This is a genomic window from Isoptericola sp. NPDC058082 (genome assembly GCF_042885055.1).
In the GTDB taxonomy this organism is placed as follows: domain Bacteria; phylum Actinomycetota; class Actinomycetes; order Actinomycetales; family Cellulomonadaceae; genus Isoptericola.
Map to the genome: position 1 here is coordinate 119,044 of NZ_JBHVSQ010000012.1, position 12,928 is coordinate 131,971.

The window sequence follows — 12,928 nt, forward strand, 5'->3', positions numbered from 1 at the left end:
TGGTCCCCCTGTCGGGGGTCCCCTCTCACCCGGTCGTGAGGTGGTGCCGCGGTCAGCGGCGGTCGAGCTTCACCTGGCGGTTGACGTCCTTGTAGAGCAGGTAGCGGAACGGCTTCGGGCCCCCGGCGTAGCAGGCCTGCGGGCAGAAGGCGCGCAGCCACATGAAGTCGCCCTCCTGCACCTCGACCCAGTCGCCGTTGAGGCGGTACACGGCCTTGCCCTCGAGCACGTACAGGCCGTGCTCCATGATGTGCGTCTCCGCGAACGGGATGGAGCCGCCGGGCTGGAACGTCACGATGTTGACGTGCATGTCGTGCGCGAGGTCGTCGGGGTCGACGAAGCGCGTGGTGGCCCAGGCGCCGTCGGTGTCCGGCATGGGGCGCGGCTCGATGTCCTGCTCGCGGGTGACGAAGGTCTTCGCCTCGTAGCCGTCGACGCGCTCGTAGACCTTGCGGACCCACTGGAACGCGGCCTTGGCGTCCGAGCGGTTGTGCAGCGACCACTCGTCGCCGGCGGCGAGGTACGCGTAGCCGCCGGGCTCGAGGGTGTGCTCCTCGCCGCCGACCGTGAGGGTCAGCGTGCCCTCCGTGACGAAGACGACGGACTGCACGGTGTCCTCGACCTCGCCGCGGTCGGTCCCGCCGCCCGGGGAGACCTCGACGACGTACTGCGCGAAGGTCGTCGCGAAGCCCTCGACGGGGCGCGCGAGCACCCACAGGCGGGTCCGGTCCCAGCCGGGCAGGTTGGAGGTGACGATGTCGCGCAGCACGCCGCGCGGGATGACGGTGTACGCCTCCGTGACGATCGCCCGGTCGGTGAGCAGCTCCTCCTGCCCGGGCAGCCCGCCCTGCGGCGTGTAGTAGCGGGTGGTCTGGGGCTGCGTCATCGTCTCTCCTCATCGAGCCGTCGATTCCATGTTTCGGAATACTGTTTCTACGATCCGAATTTAGAGCGGAGCGGGCACCATGTCAACGCCGCCCGACAAGGCCTCGACGCTGCAGAGGTGCCGGACGGATCGGCCGACGACGAGCTCAGTCCGTGCCGGCCCCCGCGCGGAACTCGTCCTCGAGGATGCTCATGACGACGGCGTCCGCCCAGCCCTGCCCGTCGCGGAAGGCGTCGCGCAGGCGCCCCTCCTCCCGGAAGCCGAGCGAGTCGTACAGGGCGCGGGCCCGCGGGTTGACGCTGATCACCGCGAGGCTCACGCGGTGCAGGCCCGGGCCGGAGGCACCGTCGAAGGCGAACCGCAGGACCTCTCCGATGGCCTCGCGCCCGTACCCGCGGCCCCGGTAGTCCGGCATCATCCGCAGGCGCAGGTTCGCCGACCGCAGCTCGAGGTCCACCCGGTCGAGGGAGATCTCGCCGAGCAGGTCGTCGCTGACGAGCTCCCCGTCCCGCACGGCGGCGGACGTGATCGCCCAGTCGTACCGGCCGGGGAGGTCTGCCGCGCTCGCGGCCCAGGAGTCCACCTCGGCGCGGGACGATGCGGCGTTCGTGCCCATGCCCGTCAGCCGGCCGCCGTCCGGGTCGCGCAGCGACGCCCAGAGCCGGTCGGCGTCCCGCGCCTCGATCGGGCGCAGGCGCACGAGCTCCCCGTGCAGGACGGGCGACCGCATCAGCCGATCCTCTCCAGCACCAGCTCCCGGACGCGCTTGGCGTCCGCCTGCCCCTTCGTCGCCTTCATCACCGCGCCGATGATGGCCCCGACCGGGCCCTGGTTGCCGCCGCGCACCTTCTCGACGATGTCGGGCTGCGCCGCGAGAGCCGCGTCGATGGCCTCGAGGAGCGGGCCGTCGTCGGACACGACCTCCAGCCCGCGGGCCACGACGACCGCCTCCGGGTCCCCCTCGCCGGCGAGCACGCCGTCGAGCACCTGGCGGGCGATCTTGTCGTTGATGCGGCCGGAGTCGACGAGCCGCTGGAGCTCACCGATCTGCGCGGGCGTGATCGCGAGGTCCGCGAGCTCGACCTCGTCCTGCTTGGCCCGGCGGGCCAGCTCGCCCATCCACCACTTGCGCGCGGCGGCCGGCGTGGCCCCGGCGGCGACGGTCGCCTCGATGAGGTCGAGCGCCCCGGCGTTGACGACGTCGCGCATCTCCGCGTCCGCGAAGCCCCACTCGTCGTGGAGGCGGCGGCGCCTGGCCTGCGGCAGCTCGGGCAGCGTCGCGCGGATCTCCTCGACCCACTCGCGCGACGGCGCGACGGGCACGAGGTCGGGCTCCGGGAAGTACCGGTAGTCCTCGGCGTCGGACTTCACGCGGCCGGGCGACGTCGAGCCGTCCTCCTCGTGGAAGTGCCGCGTCTCCTGGATCACCGTCTCGCCCGCGTCGAGGATCGCGGCCTGCCGCGACACCTCGTACCGCACCGCCCGCTCCACGGAACGGAAGGAGTTGACGTTCTTCGTCTCCGTGCGCGTGCCGAGCGGCGACTCGGGGGTCGCGCGCAGCGACAGGTTGACGTCGGCGCGGACGTTGCCGCGCTCCATGCGGGCCTCGGACACGTCGAGCACGCGGAAGATGTCGCGCAGCGCCTGCACGTAGGCGCGCGCCACCTCGGGCGCCCGCTCCCCCGCGCCGGTGATCGGCTTCGTGACGATCTCCACCAGCGGCACGCCGGCGCGGTTGTAGTCGACCAGCGAGTACTCCGCGCCGTGGATGCGGCCGGCGGAGCCGCCGACGTGCGTGTTCTTGCCGGCGTCCTCCTCCATGTGCGCGCGCTCGATCTCGACGCGGTGCACCGTGCCGTCCTCGAGCTCGACGTCGAGCCAGCCCTCGAAGGCGATCGGCTCGTCGTACTGCGACGTCTGGAAGTTCTTCGGCACGTCCGGGTAGAAGTAGTTCTTCCGGGCGAACCGGCAGCTCTCCGCGATCTGGCAGTTGAGCGCCAGGCCGATGCGGATCGCGTACTCGACGGCGGTGCCGTTGACGACGGGCAGCGCGCCCGGCAGGCCGAGCGACACCGGCGTGGTCTGCGTGTTCGGCTCCGCGCCGAACGACTGCTCGGCCGGGCAGAACATCTTGGTGCGGGTGCCGAGCTCGACGTGCACCTCGATGCCGATCACCGGGTCGTAGCGGCGCACGGCGTCGTCGTAGGAGACGAGAGCAGGGGTCCCGTGGGTGGTCGTGGTCACAGCGATGTTCTCCTGTTCTCCGTCAGCCCAGCTCGGGCGCGCGCGACAGCAGCGGGGCGCCCCAGGTGGACTCGAGGGCCGACTCGAGCGCGGCGCCGACGCGGTAGAGGCGGTCGTCCGCCTTGGCCGGCGCGAGGATCTGGAAGCCTGTGGGCAGACCGACGCCGCCCTCCGACGACTCGGCCAGGCCGTTCGGCACCGAGATGCCCGGCACGCCGGCGAGGTTGGCCGGGATGGTCGCGACGTCGTTGAGGTACATCGCCAGCGGGTCGTCCAGCTTCTCCCCCAGCTTGAACGCCGTCGTCGGCGCGGTGGGCGAGACCAGCACGTCGGCCCGCGCGAACGCGGCGTCGAAGTCGCGCTGGATGAGCGTGCGGACCTTCTGCGCGCTGCCGTAGTAGGCGTCGTAGTAGCCCGCCGACAGGGCGTAGGTGCCGAGCACGACGCGGCGCTTGACCTCGTCGCCGAAGCCGGCGCCACGGGTGGCGGCCATGACGCGCTCCGCGGTGACGGGGCCGTCGGCCGGCTCGACGCGCAGGCCGAAGCGCATGCCGTCGAACTTCGCGAGGTTGCTCGACGCCTCCGCCGGCATGATCAGGTAGTACGCCGCGAGCGCGTAGTCGAAGCTCGGGCAGGAGACCTCGACGACCTCGGCCCCGGCCTTGGTCAGCAGCTCGAGCGACTCGTGGAACCGCGCGAGCACGCCGGGCTGGTAGCCCTCGCCCTGGAGCTGCGTGACGACGCCGACGCGCAGGCCCGACAGGTCGCCCAGCGCGCCCTGGCGCGCGGCCTCCACGAGGGGCGGGAGCGGCTCGGGGATCGACGTCGAGTCGCGCGGGTCGTGGCCGCCGATGAGCTCGTGCAGCAGCGCCGAGTCGAGCACGGTGCGCGTGACGGGGCCGGCCTGGTCCAGCGACGAGGCCATCGCGATGAGCCCGTAGCGCGAGACGCCGCCGTAGGTGGGCTTCACGCCGACGGTGCCGGTGACGGCGCCCGGCTGACGGATCGAGCCGCCGGTGTCGGTGCCGATCGCGAGCGGCGCCTCGAAGGCGGCCACGGCGGCCGCCGAGCCGCCGCCCGAGCCGCCGGGGATGCGGTCGAGGTCCCACGGGTTGTGGGTGTTGCCGAACGCGGAGTGCTCGGTGGAGGAGCCCATCGCGAACTCGTCCATGTTCGTCTTGCCGAGGATCGGCAGGCCCGCGGCACGGAGCTTCTCGACGAGCGTCGCGTCGTACGGCGGGATCCAGCCCTCGAGGATCTTGGAACCCGCCGTGGAGGGCAGGCCCTTCGTCACGACGACGTCCTTGACGGCGATCGGCACGCCGGCCAGCGGGTGCAGCTCCTCGCCGGCGGCACGGCGGGAGTCGACGTCGGCGGCGGTGGCCAGCGCGTCGTCCTCGCTCACGTGCAGGAACGCGTGCACGTCGCCGTCGACGGCCGCGATGCGGTCCAGGTGCGCGCGGGTGGCCTCGACGCTCGAGGCCTCCTTGCGCGCGAGGGTCGCGGCGAGCTCCGCCGCGCTGAGGCGGGTCAGGTCCGTCATCTCACTCCTCCCCGAGGATCTGCGGGACGGCGAAGCGCCCGTCCTGCGCGTCCGGCGCGGCGGCCAGCACGTCGGCCACGGGCAGCGCCGGCTGGGGCACGTCCTCGCGGAACACGTTCGTCAGGGGCAGCGGGTGGCTGGTGGCCGGCACGTCGGGGGTGGCGACCTCGCGCACGCGGGCGATCGAGTCGACGATGACGTCGAGCTCGCCGGCGAGCCGGTCGACCTCGTCGTCGCGCAGGTCGATCCGGGCCAGGGCGGCGACGCGCGCGACCTCGTCTCGGGAGATGGTGGACATGGTCGCCAGTCTAGTGGGACGCATGTGTCGGGGACGTTGTCCCCAGGTGTCGGCGCAGCCGACGAAACCGGACGAACGAAACGGCCGGGACCACGTCACAGAACGTGGTCCCGGCCGTCACGCACCGGCGGTGCTCGGCGCCCCCGTCGCAGCCGAGCGGTGCCGGGTTCCTCAGTCCATCCGCTCGTAGGCGGCCGTCGTGAGGAAGTCGATGTACTCGTCGGCCACGGCGACCTCCTGGAAGGTGGTCCGCGCCTCGTCGAAGGCGGCGCCGCCGCCCGGGAGCTTCGCCACCTCCTCCTCGACGATGCGGTCGACGAGCTCGCGCGTCACCTTCTCGCCGGTGTCGGCGAGGACGACGCCGTTGTGCAGCCACTGCCACACCTGGGACCGGGAGATCTCCGCGGTCGCCGCGTCCTCCATGAGGCCGAAGATGGCGACGGCGCCGAGGCCGCCCAGCCAGGCCTGGAGGTACTGGATGCCGACGGACACGTTGTTGCGCAGGCCGGCCTCGGTGACCGTGCCGGGCGTCTTGTCGACGGACAGCAGGTCGGCGGCCGTGACGCGCACGTCCTCGCGCTTGCGGTCGATCTGGTTCGGCCGGTCGCCGAGCACCGCGGTGAAGGCCTCCTTGCACGTGGCGACCATGCCGGGGTGCGCCACCCACGAGCCGTCGAAGCCGTCGCCGGCCTCCCGCGCCTTGTCGGCGCTCACCTTGGCGTAGGCCTGCTCGTTGGCCTCGGCGTCCTTGCTCGGGATGAACGCGGCCATGCCGCCGATGGCGTGCGCGCCGCGCTGGTGGCAGGTCGAGACCAGCAGCTCGGTGTAGGCCCGCATGAACGGCACCGTCATGGTGATCTGGTTGCGGTCGGGCAGCAGGAACTCCGCGCCCCGGGTGCGGAAGTTCTTCACCACGGAGAACAGGTAGTCCCAGCGGCCGGCGTTGAGGCCCGCGGAGTGCTCGCGCAGCTCGTAGAGGATCTCCTCCATCTCGAACGCGGCCGGGATGGTCTCGATGAGCACGGTGGCGCGGATGGTGCCGCGCGGGATGCCGAGCGCGTCCTGCGCGAGGACGAACGCGTCGTTCCAGAGCCGCGCCTCGAGGTGCGACTCCATCTTCGGCAGGTAGAAGTACGGCCCGAGGCCCTTCTCGATCTGCCGCAGGCCCGCGGTGGCGACGTAGAGCGCGAAGTCGACCAGGGAACCCGAGGTCTGCTCGCCGTCGACCAGGATGTGCTTCTCGCTCATGTGCCACCCACGCGGGCGCATGATGATCGTCGCCAGCTCGTCGTCCGGCTTGAGCTCGTACCGCTTGCCGGTCTCCTCGATCGTGAAGTCGATCGTGCGGTTGATCGCGTCGAGCAGGTTGAGCTGGCCGCCGACCACGCTGCTCCACTGCGGCGTGTTGGCGTCCTCCTGGTCCGCGAGCCAGCACTTCGCGCCGGAGTTGAGCGCGTTGACGGTCATCTTGCGGTCGGTCGGGCCGGTGATCTCGACGCGGCGGTCGACCAGCCCGGGGGCCGGCTCCGCGACCTTCCAGGAGTCGTCGGCACGGATGTGCGCGGTCTCCGGGAGGAAGTCGAGCGTGCCGCCGTCGGCCAGCGCCTGGCGGCGACGCTGCCGCGCCTCCAGCAGCTCGAGGCGGCGGGCGCCCAGCTCTCGCTGCAGGGTCACGATCAGGTCGAGCGCGGCCGGGGTGAGCACCTCGGTGTCGCGCTCACCGATCTCGGCGGTGATGGTCAGGCCGTCGGGGAGCTCCACGACAGTCCCTCCTTGTTCTGCGAAGCGTTGCATGGTGAAAGTCTGATTGCGCATAGCGGAATCGCCTGAGTGAACCCTAACGGGTCCAGCCTTGCTCAGGCACCCACGAGCTGCGCGCGCAGCGCGGCCACGTGCCCGGTGGCCTCGACGTCGTACTCGGCGGACCGCAGGGTCCCGTCGGGCTCGACGACGAAGGTGCAGCGGTGCACCCCGTCGAACGTCCGGTCGCCGATCGTCTTGGGGCCCCACGTGCCGTAGGCGTCGGCCACGGCGTGGTCCACGTCGCTCAGCAGGGGGAACGTCAGGTGCTCGGCCTCCACGAACGCGCGGATGTCCTCGACCGGGTCGGCCGAGACCCCGACGACGGCGTACCCCGCCCCCGCGAGCGACGCGAGGTTGTCGCGGAAGTCGCACGCCTCGGTGGTGCACCCGGGGGTGCCCGCCTTCGGGTAGAAGTACACGACCACGCCCTTGTCCGCCCCGGCACGCACGTCCGCGAGGGACACGGCGGCGCCGGCGGAGTCGGTCAGGGTGAAGTCGGGGGCGGTGTCGCCCGGCTGGAGTCGCGTCATCGTGCGTCCTCGTTCGTTCTTCTCGGTGACGGGGGGAGCCGTGGTGGTGCCGGCCCTGGGGGCTCAGGCCTCGCCGCGGCGCAGCAGGGTGCCGGCGGGCTCGTCGCCCACGGGACGCCCGCGCAGCAGCGTGCGCCGCACGACACCCGTGAGGTCACGGCCGGCGTACGGCGTGACCGGGTTCTTGTGGTGCAGGCGGGTCGGGTCGACGACGAACGTCGCCTCGGGCGCGAAGACCGCGAGGTCCGCGTCCTTGCCCACGGCGATGCCGCCCTTGCGCTCCAGTCCGACCAGCGCGGCCGGTCCCGCGGACATCCACCCCACGACCTGGGCGAGCGGGACCTCGCGACGCCGCGCCTCGGTCCAGACGACGGCGAGGCCGAGCTGCAGCGACGCGACGCCGCCCCAGGCCTCCGCGAAGTCGCCCGACGCCGGCTGCTTGAGCTCGGCGGTGGCCGGCGAGTGGTCGGTGACGACGACGTCGATCAGTCCGTCGCGCAGCCCCTGCCACAGCCGGTCCTGGTTGTCGTGCTCGCGGATCGGCGGGCAGCACTTGTAGGCCGTCGCGCCGTCGGGCACGTGGTCGGCGTCCAGCGACAGGTAGTGCGGGCACGTCTCGACCGTGAGGCGCACGCCCTCCGCGCGGGCGGCCGCGATCATCGGCAGCGAGTCGGCGTCGGACAGGTGCAGCACGTGCGCGCGGGCGCCCGTGGCGCGGGCCGCGTCGATGAGCGCGGCGATCGCCGTGGACTCGGCCTTGGCGGGGCGCGACGCGAGGAAGTTCTTGTAGGTGGGGCCGGGCTCCTGCGGGGCGTCCTCGAGGGTGCCCGGGTCCTCGGCGTGCACGATCATCAGGGCGCCGAACGTCGTCAGCTCCGCGAGGTCGCCGCGCAGCTCCGCGTCCTCCAGGTGCCCGAACTCCGGCACCCCCGAGTCGGCGAGGAAGCACTTGAACCCGAAGACCCCTGCCTCGTGCAGGGGGCGCAGGTCGGCCGTGTTGCCCGGCACCGCCCCGCCCCAGAACCCGACGTCGACGAACGCCTGGTCCACCGCGCGCGCCTTCTTGACCTCCAGGTTCGCGACCGAGGTCGTGGGCGGCAGGGAGTTGAGCGGCATGTCGACGATCGTCGTGACGCCGCCGGCCGCGGCGGCGCGCGTGGCGGTGGCGAAGCCCTCCCACTCGGTGCGGCCGGGCTCGTTGACGTGCACGTGCGAGTCGACGAGGCCGGGCAGCAGCACCTCGTCCTCGGCGAGCTCCAGCACCTCGGCGCCGACCAGGCCGGTGCCGAGCGGCACGACGGCGGCGATCCGGCCGTCGGTCACGCCCACCTCGACGGCGCGCTCCCCCTCGGGGGTGACGGCGCGGGCGGCGCGGACGACGAGGTCGTGGGTCATGCGTTCTCCAAGGTGTTCAGGGCCGGCAGGTGGTCGGCGAGCCGCGCCGCGAGGGTCTCGAGCAGCGGGCCCGCCTGGGCGATGCAGCGGGCGACGTCCGGCTCGACGTCGGTGAGGGCGTGCACGGCGGTGATGCCGGCGGCGGCTGCCCTCTCGAGGCTCAGCGTCGTGCGGCCGCACACGGCGACGGCAGGGATGCCGGCCGCGGCCGCGGCGGCGGCCACGCCGACCGGCGTCTTGCCGTGCAGCGACTGCGAGTCGAGGCTGCCCTCCCCCGTGACGACGAGGTCGACGCCGGCGAGGCGGTCCGCGAAACCCGTGAGAGCCAGCACCTCCTCGACGCCGGGGCGACGCTCGGCGCCGAGCAGCAGGCAGGCGAAGCCCACGCCGCCCGCGGCCCCCGCGCCGGGCTCGGCGGCGTAGCCGCGAGCGCCCGTCACGCCGACCGTGGCGAGCACGTCGACCCACGTCGCCAGCCCGAGCTCGAGCTCCGCCACGGTCGCCGCGTCGGCGCCCTTCTGCGGCCCGTACACGGCGGACGCGCCGTGCGCGCCCAGCAGCGGGTTGTCGACGTCGCTCGCGAGGACGAGCTCCGTGTCCGCGAGCGCGGGGTGCAGCCCCGCGAGGTCCACGTCGGTCAGCTCGTGCAGGTGGCCGCCACCGTCGGCGACGTCCCCCGCGCCCGAGGCCAGCCGGGCGCCGAGCGCGGCGAGCATGCCCGCGCCGCCGTCGGTGCTCGCCGAGCCGCCCACCCCGACGACGATCTCCCGCGCCCCGGCGTCCAGGGCGTGCGCGATGACCTCGCCGAGCCCGCGGGAGGTCGCGGCGAGGGCGGTGCCCGGCGTCGGGGTCACCTGGGCGAGGCCGGTGACGGCCGCCATCTCGACGACGGCGGTGGCACCGCGACGCGCGTACCGGGTGGCGGCCGGGTGCCCGAGGGGCCCCGTCGCCACCAGGTCCACCGCGGTGAACCCGGCGGCGAGGGCGGCCTCCAGCGTGCCCTCGCCGCCGTCGGCCACGGGGAGCTCGTCGACGACGACGCCGGGCGCCGCCCGCCGCAGGCCGGCCGCCAGGTGCGCGGCCACCTCGCCCGCGGTCAGGGAACCCTTGAACTTGTCCGGGGCGAGCAGCACGCGCGCCGTCGTCCGTCCTGTCGTCGCCACCGTCGCCCCACCCCCTCGTCCGCCGGGCCTGCCCGTCCTCGCCATCGTCTCTCCCGTCGCCGTCGTCGGGTACTGCTCTCCAGCAGATCAGTCCAGCAGCGCGATGGCCGTGGGCGAGTCCTCGGCCGAGATGGCCAGGTCCTCGAACTCGTTCACGCCGTTGAGCTCGGCGCCCATCGCGATGTTGGTGACGCGCTCGAGGATGACCTCGACCACCACGGGGACGCGGAACTCCGCCGTCATGGCCTGCGCCTTGGCGAAAGCGGCGCCCAGGTCCTCCGGGTCCTTGACGCGGATCGCCTTGCAGCCGAGCGCCTCGGCCACCTTGACGTGGTCGACACCGTAGCCCTCGGGCTCCCCGGCACCGTTCGACATGTTGATGTTGTCGAACGCGAGGGACACGTGGAAGTCCATCTCGAACGCGCGCTGCGACTGACGAATCAGGCCCAGGTAGGCGTTGTTCACCACCACGTGCACGTAGGGCAGGTGGTGCTGCGCACCCACGGCGAGCTCCTCCAGCATGAACTGGAAGTCGTAGTCGCCGGACAGCGCGACGACGTTGCCCTCGGGCAGCGCGCGGGACACGCCCAGCGCGGCCGGGCCCGTCCAGCCCAGCGGGCCCGCCTGGCCGGCGTTGATCCAGTGACGCGGGTTGTAGGTGTGCAGCAGCTGCGCGCCGGCGATCTGCGACAGGCCGATCGTGGTGACGTAGACCGTGTCGCGGCCGAAGGCCTTGTTCATCTCCTCGTACACGCGCTGCGGCTTGATCGGGATCTCGGTGAAGTGCGTCTTGCGCTGCAGCTTCCCCTTGCGCTCCTGCGCCGACGCGGCCCACGCCGACCAGTCCGGCACCTGCCCGGCGGCCTTGCGCTCGGCGGCGACCTCGAGGGCGGTGCGCAGGAACGCGCCCGCGTCGGAGACCACGCCGTAGTCGGGCGCGAACACGCGGCCGATCTGGGTGGGCTCGATGTCGACGTGCACGAAGGTACGGCCCTCGGTGTAGGTCTTCAGGCCACCGGTGTGGCGGTTGGCCCACCGGTTGCCGACGCCGATCACGAAGTCCGACTCCAGGAACGTCGCGTTGCCGTAGCGGTGCGACGTCTGGATGCCGACCATGCCCGCGGTCAGCGGGTGGTCGTCGGGGATCGCGCCCCAGCCCATGAGGGTCGGGACCACGGGGACGCCCAGCGTCTCGGCCAGCTCGACGAGCTCGGCCTCCGCGCCGGCGTTGATGATGCCCCCGCCGGCGACGATCAGCGGGCGCTCCGCGGCCAGCAGCATGTCGATCGCCCTGGCGACCTGCGCGCGGGTCGCCTCCGGGCGCTCCGGCGCCAGCGGCTGGTAGGTCTCCGGGTCGAACTCGATCTCCGTCATCTGCACGTCGATCGGCAGGTCGATGAGGACCGGGCCAGGGCGGCCCGACCGCATCAGCTGGAACGCGCGCTGGAAGACGCCCGGCACCTGCGACGCCTCGAGGACCGTCTTCGCCAGCTTGGTGACCGGCGCGGCGATCGACGCGATGTCGACGGCCTGGAAGTCCTCCTTGTCGAGCTTGGCCACCGGGGCCTGGCCCGTGATGCACAGCATCGGGATCGAGTCGGCCCACGCGGCGTACAGGCCGGTGATCATGTCGGTGCCCGCGGGGCCCGACGTGCCGATGCAGATGCCGATGTTGCCGCGCTCGGCACGCGAGTAGCCGTCGGCCATGTGCGACGCGCCCTCGACGTGCCGGGCGAGCACGTGGTGGATCCCGCCGTGCTGGCGCATGGCGTCGTAGAACGGGTTGATGGCGGCGCCGGGGAGGCCGAAGGCCTCGGTGGCACCCTCCTTCGCCAGGATGGCGACCGCGGCGTCGACCGCGCGCATGCGGGGCATGGTGCTCTCCTTCGAGTCTTCTGGGTCGTTTCGGGCGGTCAGTCGCGACCGGACAGCCGCGCGATGGCGTTGAACAGGCCGGAGTGGTCCAGCGACCCATCGCCCTCGGCGCGGGCCGCGGCCATGAGCTGCGCGACGACGGCGCCCACGGGGGCGACGACGCCCTGCTCGCGGGCGGCGGCCTGGAAGATGCCGAGGTCCTTGTGGTGCAGGTCGATCCGGAAGCCGGGGGCGAACTCGCGGCCCAGCATCTTCTCGGCCTTCTGGTTCAGCACCGAGGAGCCGGCGAGGCCGCCGCCGAGGACCTTGACGGCCGCCTCGGTGTCGACGCCGAACGACTCGAGGAAGATCACGGCCTCGGCCAGCAGCGCGATGTTGCCGGCGACGATGAGCTGGTTGGCCGCCTTGACGGTCTGGCCGGAGCCCGACGGGCCCACGTGCACGACGGTCTTGCCGACCGCGTCGAACACCTCGGACGCCGCGGCGAAGTCCTCGGCGGAGCCGCCGACCATGATCGACAGCGCGGCGTTCTTCGCGCCCGCCTCGCCGCCGGAGACCGGCGCGTCGAGGTAGCGGAAGCCGGCGGCCTTCGCCTGCTCGGCCAGCGCGATCGTCACGTCGGGGCGGATCGAGGAGAAGTCGACGATCAGCGTGCCCGGCTGCGCGTTCGCGAAGACGCCGTCGTCACCGGTGAGCACGCCCTCGACGTCCGGGGAGTCCGGGACCATGACGGCCACGACGTCCGCGGCCTTGACCGCCTCGGCGACCGAGGAGGCGGCGGTGCCGCCCGCCTCGACGAGGGGCTGGGCCTTGGCGGCCGTGCGGTTGTAGCCGACGACGGAGTGCCCGGCGTCCTGCAGGTGGACGGCCATCGGGCTGCCCATGATGCCGAGGCCGATGAAGGCGATGGTGCTCATTGGTCGTGTCCTTCCGGGGAGGTCAGGGTGGTCGCGGTGCCGACTTGCTCAGTACCGGCTGCTCAGCGGGCCGAGCGCTGCTCGCGCGGGAGCCAGGCGAACGGGTCGGAGTCGGCCGTCTTGTACTCGAGGCCGACCGGGCCGGCGTAGCCGGCGGCACGCAGGTCGCCGATCCAGCGCTGGATCGGCAGGTCCCCGCTGCCCGGGGCGCCGCGGCCGGGGGCGTCGGTGGTCTGCACGTGCGCGATGCGGTCGCCGTCGGTCTTTAGGTCGA

Annotated in this window: 11 protein-coding genes and 1 pseudogene; all 12 read right to left on the reverse strand. The window is 72.9% G+C overall.

The annotated features are described in order from the left end of the window. Positions 1 to 52: 52 nt before the first annotated feature. Positions 53 to 886 (reverse strand): bifunctional allantoicase/(S)-ureidoglycine aminohydrolase, encoded by an 834-nt coding sequence (locus ACFVS0_RS16145; protein WP_430588519.1) that lies wholly within the window; start codon positions 884 to 886, stop codon positions 53 to 55. A 145-nt stretch (positions 887 to 1,031) separates the two neighbouring features. Then, on the reverse strand, positions 1,032 to 1,616 hold the full coding sequence (locus ACFVS0_RS16150) for a GNAT family N-acetyltransferase (RefSeq protein ID WP_430550360.1): 585 nt from the start codon (positions 1,614 to 1,616) through the stop codon (positions 1,032 to 1,034). Then, entirely contained in the window at positions 1,616 to 3,130 is a 1,515-nt protein-coding gene (gene gatB, locus ACFVS0_RS16155; protein WP_430550361.1) for an Asp-tRNA(Asn)/Glu-tRNA(Gln) amidotransferase subunit GatB, read from the reverse strand. The genes ACFVS0_RS16150 and gatB overlap by 1 nt, the downstream gene beginning before the upstream one ends. Before the next feature lie 22 nt (positions 3,131 to 3,152). Next, complete coding sequence (gene gatA / locus ACFVS0_RS16160; RefSeq protein ID WP_430564967.1) at positions 3,153 to 4,673, reverse strand: Asp-tRNA(Asn)/Glu-tRNA(Gln) amidotransferase subunit GatA; 1,521 nt, start codon at positions 4,671 to 4,673, stop codon at positions 3,153 to 3,155. Between the two features lies 1 nt (position 4,674). Continuing rightward, positions 4,675 to 4,971, reverse strand: coding sequence for an Asp-tRNA(Asn)/Glu-tRNA(Gln) amidotransferase subunit GatC (gatC, locus tag ACFVS0_RS16165; RefSeq protein WP_429731461.1), 297 nt, complete (start codon positions 4,969 to 4,971; stop codon positions 4,675 to 4,677). A gap of 171 nt (positions 4,972 to 5,142) precedes the next feature. Next, positions 5,143 to 6,765 carry a malate synthase A gene (aceB, locus tag ACFVS0_RS16170; protein ID WP_430588520.1) on the reverse strand — a complete coding sequence of 541 codons (1,623 nt, stop codon included), beginning with the start codon at positions 6,763 to 6,765 and terminating at the stop codon, positions 5,143 to 5,145. 62 nt (positions 6,766 to 6,827) lie between these two features. Next, on the reverse strand, positions 6,828 to 7,304 hold the full coding sequence (gene bcp, locus ACFVS0_RS16175; RefSeq protein WP_430588521.1) for a thioredoxin-dependent thiol peroxidase: 477 nt from the start codon (positions 7,302 to 7,304) through the stop codon (positions 6,828 to 6,830). Between the two features lie 63 nt (positions 7,305 to 7,367). Beyond that, positions 7,368 to 8,699 (reverse strand): allantoinase AllB, encoded by a 1,332-nt coding sequence (gene allB, locus ACFVS0_RS16180; RefSeq protein WP_430564968.1) that lies wholly within the window; start codon positions 8,697 to 8,699, stop codon positions 7,368 to 7,370. Further along, entirely contained in the window at positions 8,696 to 9,862 is a 1,167-nt protein-coding gene (locus tag ACFVS0_RS16185) for a glycerate kinase (RefSeq protein ID WP_430588522.1), read from the reverse strand. Before ACFVS0_RS16185 ends, allB begins: the two co-directional genes overlap by 4 nt. Before the next feature lie 87 nt (positions 9,863 to 9,949). Then, positions 9,950 to 11,737: a glyoxylate carboligase gene (gcl, locus tag ACFVS0_RS16190; protein ID WP_430588523.1), complete on the reverse strand. Its 1,788-nt coding sequence runs from the start codon at positions 11,735 to 11,737 to the stop codon at positions 9,950 to 9,952. Positions 11,738 to 11,775: 38 nt separating this feature from the next. Continuing rightward, positions 11,776 to 12,666, reverse strand: a pseudogene (locus ACFVS0_RS16195) (2-hydroxy-3-oxopropionate reductase); the annotation flags it as partial. 50 nt (positions 12,667 to 12,716) lie between these two features. After that, the coding region (locus ACFVS0_RS16200) for a TIM barrel protein (protein ID WP_430588524.1) at positions 12,717 to 12,928 on the reverse strand (212 nt) is incomplete at its 5' end.